Source organism: Methylocystis sp. B8, from assembly GCF_005771425.1.
In the GTDB taxonomy this organism is placed as follows: Bacteria; Pseudomonadota; Alphaproteobacteria; order Rhizobiales; family Beijerinckiaceae; genus Methylocystis.
Genome location: NZ_VBTZ01000001.1, coordinates 843,670 through 857,257 on the forward strand (window position 1 = coordinate 843,670; position 13,588 = coordinate 857,257).

General features: G+C 62.9%; 13 protein-coding genes. 3 read left to right on the top strand and 10 right to left on the bottom strand.

What is annotated here, in order from left to right; all coding sequences use genetic code 11:
• Positions 1 to 35 precede the first annotated feature (35 nt).
• The 6 genes from FEV16_RS04030 to FEV16_RS04055 form a co-directional block, all read right to left on the bottom strand.
• Positions 36 to 761 carry a DUF2076 domain-containing protein gene (locus tag FEV16_RS04030; RefSeq protein WP_138166273.1) on the bottom strand — a complete coding sequence of 242 codons (726 nt, stop codon included), beginning with the start codon at positions 759 to 761 and terminating at the stop codon, positions 36 to 38.
• 261 nt (positions 762 to 1,022) lie between these two features.
• Positions 1,023 to 2,051 (bottom strand): 2Fe-2S iron-sulfur cluster binding domain-containing protein, encoded by a 1,029-nt coding sequence (locus FEV16_RS04035; protein WP_138166274.1) that lies wholly within the window; start codon positions 2,049 to 2,051, stop codon positions 1,023 to 1,025.
• Positions 2,052 to 2,105: 54 nt separating this feature from the next.
• Positions 2,106 to 3,770 carry a hydroxylamine reductase gene (hcp, locus tag FEV16_RS04040; RefSeq protein WP_138166275.1) on the bottom strand — a complete coding sequence of 555 codons (1,665 nt, stop codon included), beginning with the start codon at positions 3,768 to 3,770 and terminating at the stop codon, positions 2,106 to 2,108.
• Positions 3,771 to 3,861: 91 nt separating this feature from the next.
• Positions 3,862 to 4,293, bottom strand: a complete 432-nt coding sequence (locus tag FEV16_RS04045; RefSeq protein ID WP_138166276.1) for an Rrf2 family transcriptional regulator — start codon at positions 4,291 to 4,293, stop codon at positions 3,862 to 3,864.
• 443 nt (positions 4,294 to 4,736) lie between these two features.
• Positions 4,737 to 5,867 (bottom strand): glutamate 5-kinase, encoded by a 1,131-nt coding sequence (gene proB, locus FEV16_RS04050; protein WP_138166277.1) that lies wholly within the window; start codon positions 5,865 to 5,867, stop codon positions 4,737 to 4,739.
• Positions 5,868 to 5,952: 85 nt separating this feature from the next.
• On the bottom strand, positions 5,953 to 6,228 hold the full coding sequence (locus tag FEV16_RS04055) for a phasin family protein (protein ID WP_138166278.1): 276 nt from the start codon (positions 6,226 to 6,228) through the stop codon (positions 5,953 to 5,955).
• 307 nt (positions 6,229 to 6,535) lie between these two features.
• Between FEV16_RS04055 and FEV16_RS04060 the strand changes: the two genes are divergently transcribed.
• The 3 genes from FEV16_RS04060 to FEV16_RS04070 all read left to right on the top strand — a co-directional run bounded on the left by FEV16_RS04060 (position 6,536) and on the right by FEV16_RS04070 (position 8,029).
• Positions 6,536 to 6,940 carry a BLUF domain-containing protein gene (locus FEV16_RS04060; RefSeq protein ID WP_138166279.1) on the top strand — a complete coding sequence of 135 codons (405 nt, stop codon included), beginning with the start codon at positions 6,536 to 6,538 and terminating at the stop codon, positions 6,938 to 6,940.
• A 77-nt stretch (positions 6,941 to 7,017) separates the two neighbouring features.
• Positions 7,018 to 7,251, top strand: coding sequence for a hypothetical protein (locus FEV16_RS04065; protein WP_246657158.1), 234 nt, complete (start codon positions 7,018 to 7,020; stop codon positions 7,249 to 7,251).
• A 172-nt stretch (positions 7,252 to 7,423) separates the two neighbouring features.
• A complete protein-coding gene (locus FEV16_RS04070) occupies positions 7,424 to 8,029 on the top strand; it encodes a hypothetical protein (protein ID WP_138166281.1) in 606 nt (201 codons plus the stop codon).
• Positions 8,030 to 8,045: 16 nt separating this feature from the next.
• Here FEV16_RS04070 and FEV16_RS04075 read toward each other — a convergent pair whose 3' ends face one another.
• The 4 genes from FEV16_RS04075 to FEV16_RS04090 all read right to left on the bottom strand — a co-directional run bounded on the left by FEV16_RS04075 (position 8,046) and on the right by FEV16_RS04090 (position 13,575).
• A complete protein-coding gene (locus FEV16_RS04075) occupies positions 8,046 to 9,371 on the bottom strand; it encodes a nicotinate phosphoribosyltransferase (protein ID WP_138166283.1) in 1,326 nt (441 codons plus the stop codon).
• A 109-nt stretch (positions 9,372 to 9,480) separates the two neighbouring features.
• Positions 9,481 to 10,056: an isochorismatase family protein gene (locus FEV16_RS04080; protein WP_246657159.1), complete on the bottom strand. Its 576-nt coding sequence runs from the start codon at positions 10,054 to 10,056 to the stop codon at positions 9,481 to 9,483.
• Positions 10,057 to 10,360: 304 nt separating this feature from the next.
• Complete coding sequence (gene gyrB, locus FEV16_RS04085; RefSeq protein ID WP_138166284.1) at positions 10,361 to 12,814, bottom strand: DNA topoisomerase (ATP-hydrolyzing) subunit B; 2,454 nt, start codon at positions 12,812 to 12,814, stop codon at positions 10,361 to 10,363.
• A gap of 155 nt (positions 12,815 to 12,969) precedes the next feature.
• Entirely contained in the window at positions 12,970 to 13,575 is a 606-nt protein-coding gene (locus tag FEV16_RS04090; RefSeq protein ID WP_138166285.1) for a glutathione S-transferase N-terminal domain-containing protein, read from the bottom strand.
• Positions 13,576 to 13,588 lie beyond the last annotated feature (13 nt).

Consider the following 13,588-nt stretch of genomic DNA (forward strand, 5'->3'; position numbering starts at 1 on the left):
ACTCCCGGCCCTTGCGAGCCGGGAGCCCAATCTCGTTAGACGTCGAAGCCGCCGTCGCCGCCGCTGTCGAAGCCGCCGCCATCGTCGTAGCCGGAGTCGTAGTCGGCGTCCTGCGCGCCGGCGCGGTCGTCGTAGCCAGCGTCATAGCCGGCGTCGGTCGCGCCCGACTGATCACCGTAGTAGTTGTTGATGACCGTGTCGCCGCCGGTCGGCGTGAAGCCCGAGCCGATGCCGAGATTCGCCATCCCGCCATAGCCCGCGCCATGCGTGAACAGGCTGCGGATGCCGTCGGCGAGCAGCACGCCGCCCGCGACGCCCGCCGCTGTGCCGAGCGCGCCCCTTAAGAAGCCGCCGCTATCAGATGTAGGCGGCTGCTGTTGTCCCCACCCCTGCGGCGCATAGCCGCCGGCCACCGGATTCATGCCCGGCTGCGGGCCCCAAGGACCATTAGGACGGGCCTGCGGCTGGGGCGGGCGCTGCGGCGCCGGACGGCCGCCGCCGAACAGGCCGCCGAGGAAACTGCCGGCGGGTTTCGACTCAAGCTCCTGCACGCGGGCTTCAAGCTCTTCGATGCGCGCATTGGCGCCCTGCAGCGCCTGGTCCTGCACAATCACGGTCTGCGCCAAAAGATAAGGCGCGGCCGGCTGGGCTTTGACCTGTTCGTTGATGAAAGCTTCCGCCTGCTGGTCGCGCGGCGTCGACGCGGCGCTCTTGATGCGCTCGAACAGACCAGCGATAAGTTGGCGCTCTTCCGGTGACATAGAGATTCTCCATTGTCGCCCCCTCGTGGGCGCGGCGCAGGAAGATATGGCCCCGCCGCAAAACGCCGCCAAGCCCCAAGCGCAAGCGCGGCCGATTAAACTTTCGAAATCTGGCGGTAAGGTGGGCGCGCTGAAATCTTCCACCGCCTTTCGACGCGGGGCATGAAGGCGGTCCGGGACGCCGGCGTGGATGGCCGGGACATAGGCGAGCGAAGCGACGCCGTCTTTGACGGCTTTGCCCGGCCATGACGTGAGACTCGTTTATGCCGCCGTAAACTTCTCGCTGAAGATACGATCATGCGGGACGCCGCCGGAACGCGCAGCCTCCTCGGTCGCGGCGATGAGGGCGGGCGGGCCGCAGACGTAAATGTCGGGCGGCTCGGTCGCGGTCGACAATGCCTCTGCAAGCGCTTCGACCGGCGTACCGACGAACTCGCGCCATTCCTTCTCCGGCTTCCACACGCAGAGCGTCACGACGAGCTGCGGCAATGACGTTTTCAGCGCGCCGATGGCGTCGAGCGCGAAAAGCTCGTCGACTTTATTGACGCCGAAAAACAATCGGCACTGGCGCTGATCGGCGAATTCGGCCATTTGGCGCAGCATGGAAAGCGCCGGCGCAAGGCCGGTGCCGCCGGCGACAAACCAGCGCGGCGCGGCGCTCGCCTCATCGGCGGTGAACTGTCCCTGCGGACCGCGAATAAGCAGCGTATCGCCGATGGCGGCGTGATCCCGGAGATAGTTCGAAAAGGCGCCGTTCGGCTGAACGCGGATGAAAAGCTCAAGCGCTCCATCCCAATTCGGCGCATTCGCGAGCGAATAGGAGCGCTTGGCCGAGCCGTCGGGAAGCGTGACTTCGACGAATTGTCCGGCGGTGAATTGCGCCGCGCGTCCGAAGGTCGGATCATCTTCATATTGAAGCTGCAGGCGCATCGCGCCCGAGCCCGCCGGCTCAAGCGCGACGAGCGTCGCGCGCCGTTCGGGAATGGGCGCGAAGCCGACCGCCGCTTCGTCGAAAGGCGCGCGCAATGCGAGATCGCTGCGCGGCTGCGCGCGGCACAGCAATATGTCGCCCGCCATGCGCTCTTCCTCGCTTAGCGCCGAGCTGCTGTAGGACATCAGTTCGACCTCTCCGCTTGCGCGAGAGACGCGGCACGCGCCGCAGCCGCCCTCCCGGCAGGAGGAAGGGAGATAAATGCTCGCGCGTTCGGCGGCGTCCAGTAGCGTGTCGGACGGTTCAGCATCGAAGGCAATCGTCGCGCCGTCGCGCGTGAGAAGGCTGACCTTATACATGGCGGATTCCGAAAAGAGGCGGACGCCCGAGGCCGGGCGTCCATTGGATGAGCGTTAGGCCGCGCGGGCGAGCGAGGCTTCGATGTCGGCCTTGGCGTCGCCGACAGGCTGAACGCCGAATTTCTGCACCAGCACGTCGACGAGCGCAGGCGTGAGAAATGCCGGCAGCGTCGGGCCAAGGCGCACATTGCGCACGCCGAGCGCGAGCAGCGTGAGAAGAACGGCCGCAGCCTTCTGCTCGAACCAGGACACGATGAGCGACAGCGGCAGTTCGTTGACGCCGACGCCGAAAGCTTCCGCGAGTTTCGTCGCGACGACGAGCGCGGAATAGGCGTCATTGCACTGGCCCATATCGAGAAGACGCGGCAGACCGCCGATCGTCCCGAAGTCTTGCTTGTTGAAGCGATATTTGCCGCAGCCGATCGTGAGGATCACCGTATCCTTCGGCGCTTCGTCGGCGAAGTCGGTGTAATAGTTGCGGCCAGGCGCCGCGCCATCGCAACCGCCGACGAGGAAGAAGTGGCGGATGGCGCCGCTCTTCACAGCGTCGATCACCTTGTCGGCGACGCCAAGCACCGTGTCGCGCCCGAAGCCGATGGTGATTGTTTGGTCCGGCGCGTCTTCAGTAAAGCCGGGCAGGGCCTGCGCCGCCTGCGCGACAACCGCGAAATTCTCATCGGCGATGTGGCGAATGCTCGCCCAGCCGACCGGCCCTGCGGTGAAAATGCGACCGCGATAGCGCGGCTGCGGCTCGATGAGGCAATTGGAGGTCATGACGATCGGGCCAGGGAATTCGGCGAATTCCTTCTGCTGATCCTGCCAGGCGCCGCCGTAATTGCCGACGAGATGCTGATAGGCTTTGAGCTTCGGATAGGAATGCGCCGGCAGCATTTCGCCATGCGTATAGACGTTGATGCCTTTGTCCTTCGTCGCTTCGAGGATGGCGTGCAGATCCTTCAGATCATGACCGGAGACGAGGATCGCCTTGCCCTTGACCGGCGTTATGCGCACGTTGGTCGGCGTCGGCGCGCCGAAGGCGCCGGTATTCGCTGCGTCGAGCGCCTCCATGGCGAGGAAATTGGCGCGGCCAAGCGACATCGCCTCGTCGAGCAGCGTCGCGACGTCGCGCTCTTCGCGCGCCAGAACGTCGAGCGCATGTTCGACGGTCTCATAGATCGCGTCGCGTTCTTGCCCGAGAACGCGCGCGTGATGCGCATAGGCGCAGACGCCTTTGAGACCGTAAAGAATGAGCGAGCGCAGGCCGACGACATCCTCGCCGAGGATCGCCGCATCTTTGCGCACGGCGGCCTCAGACGCCTGAGCGAGAAGTGCGGCCATGTTGCTCGCGGGCGTGAACGCGGCGGGACCAGAAAGAGACTCGGGCGTCTTGCCGGCGGCGCGCGCGGCGTCTTCGTAAAGCGCCTTGGCGCGATCGCGAATCTGCGACGCCTGCTGGATGAGCTCGACGAATTTCACCGCGTTGAAATTGACATTAGTGAGCGTGGTGAAGAAGGCGAAGAGGATGAAGCGGTCGGCTTCGATGTCCGTCGCGCCCAATTGGCGCGCGCGATGGAGATATTGGCCGACGCCTTCGCAGACATAGAGCAGAGTGTCTTGCAGATCGGCGGTCGCGGCGTCCTTGCCGCACATGCCTTTCGCGCCCGCGCAGCCCGCGCCCTCGTCCGACCGGTAAGTCTGCTCGCATTGATAACAGAACATGTCGCTCCCTCCTGGCTTAATTCGGTATTTAGAATGTTTATTAAAAAGGATGGAAGTCAAGCCGTGAGGCGCGGCATTTCGCGGCGATTGTTCAGGCGGAGAGATCGGCGAGCGGGAAGGCGGCAGTTTTTTCGAGACAATCATTCAGGGTGTAACGATCGAGCTCGCGCAAAAATCCCTGTTCGGCGCGCGCCAGCATGCCCTTCAGTCGGCAGCGCGGCAAAAACGCGCAGTTGCTGCCTTGCGGGCTGAAACATTCGACCAGCGGCTGATCGTCAAGCGTGCGGACGACCTCGCCGATTCGGATGTCGCGCGGATCGCGCGCCAGCCGAACGCCGCCTTGCGCGCCGCGGATGCCCTCGACATATCCGGCGGCGGCGAGTTCCTGGAGCACTTTCGCCATATGGTGGCGGGAAACGCCGAAATGATCGGCGATCGCCGCCGCGCTCATCACTTCCGGGTTACGATCAGCGAGGAGGATGAGCGCGCGCAGGCCAAAGTCGGTGAAGGTCGTTAGCCGCATGGAGTCAATTTAACACGGTATTTGAAATTCTGAAATACATTCAGTCGTCATGCCTGGCCTTCACGCAGATCAACGCCGCCTCTCTCGGCGTCATGCCCGCGCTTGTCGCGGGCATCCACGTGGCTCCGTCGCGCGCATCTGGCAAGCATTTATGCATCGTCTCGGCGCGGATGGCCGGGACATAGGCGAGCGAAGCGACGCCGTCTTTGACGGCTTTGCCCGGCCATGACGGCTGTGGGATTCGTAGGCGCTAATGAAAGCGGTCCCTCGTCCTTCGAGACGCCCGCTGCGCAGGCTCCTCAGGATGAGGGGCCTTGGATTGATGCGCGATTGCGCGCGACTGCATTCTTTGCAGCAGCCAAAAGCAGTCCTCATCCTGAGGGGCGGCCGAAGGACGCGTCTCGAAGGACGAGGACTGCTATGCGGACGCCTCTATATCCTTCTCACTCCCCGCTGAGCGCCATGTCGTCGCGGTGGATGATTTCGTCGGGGCCCTTGAAGCCGAGCAGCGACTCTATTTCCTTCGTCGAGCGGCCGATGATTTTCACCGCGTCCGACGCGTCATAGGTCACGAGCCCACGGCCGATCTCGCCGCCCTTGGCGTTGCGGATCACGATGCAGTCGCCGCGCGCGAAGCCGCCTTCGATCCGCGCCACGCCCGCCGGCAGCAAGCTCCTTCCTGAGCGCAGCGCCTTCGCCGCGCCGTCGTCGATATGCACGGCTCCCTTCGGCTCCAGCGAGCCGGCGATCCATTTCTTGCGCGCCGTCACCGGATTGGACGGCGTCAGAAACCAAGTGCAGCGCCCGCCCGCGGCAATACGCGCGATCGGCGCCTCTTCGCGACCGTCGGCGATCACCAAATGCGCGCCGCCGGTGGTGGCGATCTTCGCCGCCTCGATCTTGGTGCGCATGCCGCCGCGCGAATATTGCGAGGCGGCGCCGCCGGCCATGGCTTCGATCTCGGCGGTGACGCGCGGCACGACGGCGATGTGTTTGGCGTCGGGGTTTGAATCGGGCGGGGCGCTGTAGAGCCCGTCGACGTCGGACAGCAAGATCAAAAGATCGGCGCTCGCCATGGTTGCGACGCGCGCGGCGAGACGGTCATTGTCGCCATAGCGGATTTCCGCCGTCGCCACCGTGTCGTTTTCATTGATCACCGGCACGGCGCGCAGCGACAAGAGCCGCGTCAAACATTCGCGCGCATAGAGGTAGCGGCGGCGCTCCTCAGTGTCGCCGAGCGTGACGAGCACTTGCCCGGCGACGAGGCCGCGGTCATGCAGCGTTTCGGCCCACAGCCTAGCGAGCGCAATCTGGCCGACGGCGGCGGCCGCCTGACTGTCTTCGAGTTTCAGCGCGCCGCGCGAAAAGCCCAGCACGCTTCGCCCCAGCGCAACGGCGCCGGAGGATACAACCAGCACGTCGGCGCCGGCACGATGCAGATCGGCGACGTCGTCGGCGAGGCGCTTCAGCCAGGCGCGCTTCGCCGACGCCCTGTTCGGGTCGACGATGAGCGAGGAGCCGACCTTGACGACGATGCGTTTGAAGGCGGCGAGGTCAGGGGCGCGCTTGGTCATGCGGCGGGGAGAGTTAGCCCGCAGCCGCTGGAACTGCAAATTGATGTGTTGGAGCCGTCGCTCGTTAGCGATGCGCCTAGGCGCATCAATCGCCGAGTCCGGCGACCTCGGCGTCTTTATCCTCCTCTATGCCGGCGGCAGACGAGAACTCTTCCAGCTCTTCGCTCCAGCACTCAAATTGCCGGCGGCCATAGTCGACCATGGCTTCCGCGAGATCGCTCGGCGACCTCGCCGTCCAAATATCTTGCGCGAATTGCAACGCCGACCGCATGTTGATCAGCCCGAAATCCAACAGTCTCGCTGCGTAATCCTGATAGTTCTTCATTGAAACCGAAAGGAGGGAGGCGTCGGTCGCGATCATCGTAACCCCCTGAAGTTGCCGGATATGTATCTTGCCGTGACTAAAAATATAGAGGGAGACGCGGCTGCGCCAGCGCCTCCCTCGGGACTGAAAAGGGCTGCAATATGCTGCGAAGATTGCCTTGGCTCTACTACGAACACGTGACAGAACGCAGCCTCGGCGCTGCGCCTTGAGTTAGGTCAACTATATGAAAGAATTGCATAATTTTCGTTTTTGTAATATCAGTTTTTTTTGCCTGTCGCGATTGAGGGGGCCAACATCGAGTGAAATTGTGGAACTCCCGTAGCGGCGGGTTTGGGAGGCCGTGATGCATCGAGTTGTGTATTTCAGTAACGCGAGTCTTGAACTGACCTTCCCGGCGATCGAAGCGATTGTCGAGAAGGCCGCAGAGCGAAATCGGCCGCTGCAAATCAGCGGGGCGCTCCATTACAATGGTCTCAACTTTTTGCAAATTCTCGAAGGCCCGCAACAGGCGCTGATGCCTCTTTATTTGCAGATCCGCAAGGATCCGCGCCATTCCGGCGTGGTAAAGCTGGTCCATGAGCGCATCTTGACGCGCAGCTATCCCGACTGGGGCATGAGACTCTTTTGCGGCGCGCCGAAGTGCGTTGGCGCACCCACCGGAATGTCGCCGGGCGATACAGACCTTCCCGCGATGATCAACGCCTTTTTCGGATTGGGCCACACGATGGCGTTCGCCGAGCTTCGGTGAGCGCAATTCTTGCTTAGGTCGATTTGCCGGATTTGGCCGCGTCGCGCCCGTCGGAGCTGCTAATGTTAGGAAATGCTATGAAAATCGGCTCGCCCAAGGGCGGAGGAAAGACGGAGGCCGGGGCGCGTCATGGCCGGCTCCTGTCCGGCTATTTAGTCAATCTGCATCGCGGGGCGGCGCCGGTGAGGGAACTGATGCTCGCCGATATCGAGAGGTTTCAGTCGCTCGGAGCGACGGGTTATGCCGACGATCTAAAGCTCGCGCTCAAACGGTTCACGTCTGAATTTATCGAGAGAAAGGATCGGCGCTAAACTTTCGCGCGAAAGCGACTTGCCGCGCATCGCGCGGTCTATATAGAGCCGGATGATGGGTTTGCGCCGAGCTCTTGCTTGTACGTCTCTGCTTGCCGCCGCTGTGCTCTCAGCGCCCGCGTATGCGGCTTCTGACTGTGGTTCTTTCGACTCAAGCAAGAAGCTTACGCTTATGCGTATCGAGTCGAAGGCCCCGAAGGTCAACTTCGTCTCCGGCCCGAGCAAAAAGGCGCTGAACTGTCCTTCGAGCGAGCCCGCCTGCAGGCTGAAAGCTTTCCTCACGCCAGGCGACGAGGCGCTGATTGAGGCGTCCGATGCGCCTTTCGTCTGCGCTACCTATGTCTCGGCGCGCGGGACGGAAACCACCGGGCTTTTGCCGCGCGAGGCTATTCAGCCCGTGGCGCCGGAAGCTGTCGCGCGCGCGAAATGGGAGGGCGAGTGGCGGCGCGCCGAGGCGAAGATCGTTCTCAAATCGCGCGGCGATGTCGTGAAGGTTTCCGGCAGCGCGACCTACGGCGCCGAAGACCCCGAGCGGGTCAAACGCGGCGCTGTGAATCTCGGAGAACTCGACGGCGAGGCCAAGCCGCGCGGAAATACGCTTGCGATTGGCTATGATCCTGATCGATCGGCGGATCTGCCGACCCCGGAAGCGGCGAAGGACAGCTGCGCCGCGCGGCTTTCTCTTTTTGGCCGCTATCTCGTCGTCGAAGACAATTTGGGCTGCGGCGGCATGAATGTGAGCTTTTCCGGCGTCTATGTGCGTGGCGCGGGGAAATAACGCGCGTCGGACGCCGTCAGTCGATCAACCGCGCGCGAGTCTCTCGCTCAAATTTCGCGAGTTCATCGCTGATCGCGACTTCATAGCGCTGATGTGAGCTGAGTGAGAGCAATTTCGGCGGAAGCACGGCGATCTGCTCTTTTGCGTAAGCGCGAATTTTCTGAAGGTCGGGTGATGCCGCGACGCGGCGACCGGAAAGCATGACGGGCTGCAGCAAGGGAACGCCCGCTAGTGTTTCACTATGCCGGGCGATGACGTCCCCGACCGCGACGCCGTCTCGAAACTCTCGGAAAACCTGCTTGCGGCCCGGCAGCGATCGCTTGCCGGCCGAGAGTTTCATCCGTCCTTCGCCGGCGTATTCGGTGAGCTTATAGGCGATGTCGAGGGCAGGGGCGTCGCTCGAGACCGCCATATCCGTGCCGACGCCGAAAATATCGATCGGCGCGGCGCGCGACGTCAGCTCGTGGATCTTTGTTTCATCGAGACCGCCGCTTGCGACGATCTGCACGTGGCTCAAGCCGGCGTCATCAAGAATGCGGCGCGCCTCTCGCGAAAGCGCGTCGAGATCGCCGGAGTCGAGACGCACAGCGCGAATTTTGAAGTTTGCGCCGCGCTCTCTCGCGAGCGCGACGACCTTCTTGACGCCTTCGATCGTATCGTAAGTGTCGACGAGCAGCGTCGTATCGGGAAAGACATCGCTGAAGGAGCGAAATGCTTCCATCTCCGACGCGCAGGCCTGGACAAAACTATGCGCCATCGTTCCGGCGACAGGCAGTCCATAGGCCTGTCCGGCGGCGACATTAGAGGTCGATTCAACGCCGCCGATGTAGAACGCGCGCGCGCCTTTATTGGCCGCATCGATTCCTTGCGCCCGTCTTGCGCCGAAATCGACGACGCTGCGGCCGCGCGCAGCAGCGACAATGCGCGCCGCTTTGGAGGCGAGGATCGTTTGCAGCCCAATCTGATTGAGAACGAGCGTTTCAATGAGTTGCGCTTCGGCGATCGGCGCGACCACCTCCATGATCGGTTCGTTTTCAAAGAACGGCGCACCCTCGCGCATCGCATAAATGTCACCTGAGAAGCGAAAATTGGCGAGCCAATCGAGGAAAGGCTTTGAGGAAAATTCGAGCGAAGCGAGATAGTCGATCTGCGGCGCCTCAAAACGCAAATTCTCGATCTCGTCGAGAAGATCGTTCAAGCCGGCGGCGATCAGGAAATTGCGTTGCGGCGGCAACTTGCGCACGAAGAGGCTGAAGGTCGCCTGCGCGTCCATGCCTAATTCGAAATAGGCGCGCAGCATCGTGAATTCATAGAGATCCGCGAAGAGCGCGCTGCTGGACACGGATGCTCCTTCTTAGGCCGAGATTGCCCTCGCGCCGGTCGGGACCATAGCCATGGCGTCGAGGCCGGGCAAATCTTCGCCGGCTTGTGCTGCAATCGGCCTCTGGATTTCAGCGCTCTTCGATGATAACGCCGGCCTTGCACATCTTTTCGACGGCGTCTCTTCCGCCTTCCGCTGTGATGGGGCGGGAGCCGGACAGACGCACATGCGTCTCAAACCCTTCCGCAATGGCGTCGAGCGCGGAGTCGCGCACGCAAACGTCGAGCGCCAATCCGACGATCAGCAGACGACGCACGTTGAGATCGCGCAGACGATCCGCCAGTCCCGTCGCGTTGAATGCGGAAAGCTGGTCGCGCTCTGGCGCTGCTCCTTTGGCGATGATGATCGCGCGCTCGGGCAGGCGCAGATCGGAATGGAACTCAGCGCCCGCGCTGCCCTGAACGCAGTGCGCTGGCCATGGTCCGCCAGACTCTCGAAAGCTCGCATGGCCTGGGGGATGCCAGTCGCGCGAGGCAAACACAGGAACGCCGGCAACGACCGCCTCCTCGATCAGCCCGTTCACTACAGGGACAATCTTGTCGGCGTCGACGACTTCCAGCGCGCCGCCAGCGCAGAAATCGCGCTGCACGTCCAAGACGATGAGCGCGTCGCCGGCCTTCAGCCGCATCGCTTCGCTGGGCATCATGCTGCTCCGGATAACGGGCTTGGGTCAGACCGATCTCCAGATTTATGTCTTTAGCTCATGGGAACAAGACAAGTTTTCTTTTTCGTATGACGATGAGAGCGCCTGTAGGCCAGAGAAATTCCTGCAGGACAGGGGGCTTCAACAAGCAGTCCTCATGCTGAGGAGGCGCCTGAAAGGCACCGTCTCGAAGCACGAGGGCTGCGATGCTGACAGGGCGCTTCGTGGAGATGGGCCCTCGTCCTTCGAGACGCGCGCTTTGCGCGCTCCTCAGGATGAGGGCCTTAGTACGAGAGCCCGGCGCCGCTCACACATCCAAATTGGCGACGCTCAGCGCATTCTCCTGAATGAATTCGCGCCGAGGCTCCACGACGTCGCCCATCAGCTTGACGAAAATATCATCGGCTTCGGCGGCTTCCTTCACCTTCACCTGCAACAGCGAACGCGCGTCGCGATCGAGAGTCGTCTCCCAGAGCTGCTCGGCGTTCATTTCGCCGAGCCCTTTGTAGCGCTGGATCGTCAGGCCCTTGCGGCCGACGGCGTTCATCGCGTCGTAAAGCGCGAGCGGTCCTGAGAGCGAGGCCTCGTCGCCCCGCCGGATCAGAGTCGCCGGCCCGGCGAAAATTTCACGCAGGCTTTCGGCGCGCTCATGGAGCTTGCGCGCCTCGCTCGAATTCAAAAGCGAAGCGTCGAGCGTCACGGCGTGCGTCACGCCGCGCAACGTTCGCTTGAAGACATATTCGAGACTTTGGCCGCCATCGCGAACCTCGCCCGACCAGCCGCGCTCGGTCTCCTCTGAAATGGCGTCGAGACGGCGCGCGACTTCGTCGGCGAAGCGCTTCGCCGTCGCTTCGTCGGTCTGCGGCGTCAGATCGCCGGCCATCGCCGCCTGTTCGACGACGGCGCGGTCATAGCGCGAATGCAGGCTCAGCATCACATTGCGGAAACCGCGCGCGTCTTCGAGAACCTTGCGCAGATCGGCGCCGGCGCGATCTTCCGAACCCGCGCGCAGCACGGCGCCGTCGAGCAGGCTTTCGATCAGGTAATCCTCAAGCGCGCGTTCGTCTTTGAGATATTGCGTCGACTTGCCGCGCGTCACCTTGTAGAGCGGCGCCTGTGCGATGAAGACATGTCCGCGTTCGATGAGCTCCGGCATCTGCCGGTAGAAGAAGGTCAAGATCAGCGTGCGAATATGGGCGCCGTCGACGTCGGCGTCGGTCATGATGATGATCTTGTGATAGCGCAGCTTGTCGGCGTTGAATTCGTCACGGCCGACGCCTGTGCCAAGCGCGGTGATCAGCGTGCCGATCTGCTCCGACGACAGCATCTTGTCGAAACGCGCGCGCTCGACATTGAGGATTTTGCCGCGCAGCGGCAGCACCGCCTGGAATTCGCGATTGCGACCCTGTTTCGCCGTGCCGCCGGCCGAGTCGCCCTCGACGATGAAGAGTTCGGACTTTGCCGGATCGCGCTCCTGACAGTCGGCGAGCTTGCCTGGAAGATTGGCGACGTCGAGCGCGCCCTTGCGGCGCGTCAATTCGCGCGCCTTGCGCGCCGCCTCGCGCGCCGCCGCCGCTTCGACGACCTTGGAGACGACGTTCTTGGCTTCGGCGGGATGTTCCTCCAGCCATTGGCCGAGCATTTCATTGACGACGTTCTCGACCGCCGGCCGCACTTCCGAAGAGACGAGCTTGTCCTTCGTCTGCGAGGAGAATTTCGGGTCCGGCACTTTCACCGACAGGACGCAGGTTAAGCCCTCGCGGCAGTCGTCGCCGGTGAGATCGACCTTCTCGCGCTTGGCGAGGCCTGAGGATTCGGCATAGCCGGTGATCTGGCGCGTCAGCGCGCCGCGGAAACCCGCGAGATGCGTACCGCCGTCGCGTTGCGGAATGTTGTTGGTGAAGGCCAGCACATTCTCGTGATAGCTGTCGTTCCACCATAGCGCGACTTCGACGCTGATATGGTCGCGCTGGCCGTCGATGAGGATCGGCGCGGAGACGAGCGGCGTCTTGGCGCGGTCGAGCCAGCGCACGAAAGCTTCGAGTCCGCCTTCGTAAAAAAGCTCTTCGCGTTTAACCTCGGCATGGCGCGCGTCAGTAAGAACGATGCGCACGCCGGAATTGAGGAAGGCGAGTTCGCGCAGACGATGCTCGATCGTCGCATAATCGAACTCGGTCATCGTGAAGGTCACGGGCGAGGGCAGGAAGGTCACTTCGGTGCCGCGCTTGGCCTTGCCGTTCTCGACCGGCGCGTCGCCGACGACGGCGAGTGGCGCGACCGCGTCGCCGTTGGAGAACTCCATGAAATGCTCGCGCCCATCCTGCCAGATGCGCAGCTTCAGCCAGACGGAGAGCGCGTTGACGACCGAGACGCCGACGCCGTGCAGGCCGCCGGAGACCTTATAGGAATTCTGGTCGAACTTACCGCCGGCGTGGAGCTGGGTCATGATGACCTCGGCGGCCGAGACGCCTTCCTCCTTGTGGATGCCGGTCGGAACGCCGCGGCCGTTGTCCGTCACCGTGCAGGAGCCGTCGGCGTTGAGCGTCACGGCGACATCGGTCGCATGGCCGGCAAGCGCCTCGTCGATGGCGTTGTCAACGACCTCATAGACCATGTGATGGAGGCCGGTGCCGTCGTCGGTGTCGCCGATATACATGCCGGGGCGCTTGCGCACGGCGTCGAGGCCGCGCAGCACACGAATGGAGTCGGCGCCATAGGCGTTGGGATCGCCGGCCGGGATTTCGGCGTCGTCGTTGCTCATAATTTCCGTGGTTTCGAGGGGGCGAAAAATCGCATGATTCGTAGCTAGAACAATATACTGCGAACGGCGGCTCGATGCACGAAAAAAGGCGGCGCCATGCGCCTTTTTCTACCCTTTCGAATCAATCGGATAGGTCCAATTCGACGATTCGCGCGTCAGTGGTATCCTTCCTCGGCGAGCACTTGGCGGACCGCGGCGCGCGACTTCATGCGCTGGTAGTGCGCAGCGCAGTTCGGCGGCAGCGTCATGCCCGTCTTGTCGGCCCAGAATTCGACATAGAACAGGGCCGCGTCGGCGATGGAGAAGTCGCCCGCCACATAGTCGCGGCCGGCGAGTTCGGCGTTCACTGTTTGAAAGGCCGCTTCGGCGATGGCGCGCCCTTCGGCGATGATTTGCTCCCGCTCGTCGCCATAGCGCTCTGGCGTGAAGACGCGGCGAAAACCGTCGCCGTGGATGTGGCCGGTACAGAAAACGAGCATCGCGAACGCTTCTTGCGCCCGTGTGGGCTCGGAGGGCAGAAGCTTCCGCCGCGGGTAGGTCTGCGCCAGCCACGTCGCAATGCTGACGAAATCTGTCAGCGCCGTACCATCGTCGCGCACGAGCGTCGGGATCGTGCCGTGGGGATTGATCGCCAGATATTCCGGCTTCAAATGGTCGCCGCGCGGCAGATTGAGCACATAGGCTTCGAAAACAAGGCCGATCTCTTCGAGAAGGATGTGAATGCCGGTCGAACAGGAGCCCGGCGTCATGTAGAATTTCATTGATGCCTCTGGA

What these genes read in the sequence shown, in the direction of transcription:
- FEV16_RS04030 (WP_138166273.1), bottom strand. Translation starts at nt 761, where the DNA reads ATGTCACCGGAAGAGCGCCAACTTATCGCTGGTCTGTTCGAGCGCATC.
- FEV16_RS04035 (WP_138166274.1), bottom strand. Translation starts at nt 2,051, where the DNA reads ATGTATAAGGTCAGCCTTCTCACGCGCGACGGCGCGACGATTGCCTTC.
- hcp (WP_138166275.1), bottom strand. Translation starts at nt 3,770, where the DNA reads ATGTTCTGTTATCAATGCGAGCAGACTTACCGGTCGGACGAGGGCGCG.
- FEV16_RS04045 (WP_138166276.1), bottom strand. Translation starts at nt 4,293, where the DNA reads ATGCGGCTAACGACCTTCACCGACTTTGGCCTGCGCGCGCTCATCCTC.
- proB (WP_138166277.1), bottom strand. Translation starts at nt 5,867, where the DNA reads ATGACCAAGCGCGCCCCTGACCTCGCCGCCTTCAAACGCATCGTCGTC.
- FEV16_RS04055 (WP_138166278.1), bottom strand. Translation starts at nt 6,228, where the DNA reads ATGATCGCGACCGACGCCTCCCTCCTTTCGGTTTCAATGAAGAACTAT.
- FEV16_RS04060 (WP_138166279.1), top strand. Translation starts at nt 6,536, where the DNA reads ATGCATCGAGTTGTGTATTTCAGTAACGCGAGTCTTGAACTGACCTTC.
- FEV16_RS04065 (WP_246657158.1), top strand. Translation starts at nt 7,018, where the DNA reads ATGAAAATCGGCTCGCCCAAGGGCGGAGGAAAGACGGAGGCCGGGGCG.
- FEV16_RS04070 (WP_138166281.1), top strand. Translation starts at nt 7,424, where the DNA reads ATGCGTATCGAGTCGAAGGCCCCGAAGGTCAACTTCGTCTCCGGCCCG.
- FEV16_RS04080 (WP_246657159.1), bottom strand. Translation starts at nt 10,056, where the DNA reads ATGATGCCCAGCGAAGCGATGCGGCTGAAGGCCGGCGACGCGCTCATC.
- gyrB (WP_138166284.1), bottom strand. Translation starts at nt 12,814, where the DNA reads ATGAGCAACGACGACGCCGAAATCCCGGCCGGCGATCCCAACGCCTAT.
- FEV16_RS04090 (WP_138166285.1), bottom strand. Translation starts at nt 13,575, where the DNA reads ATGAAATTCTACATGACGCCGGGCTCCTGTTCGACCGGCATTCACATC.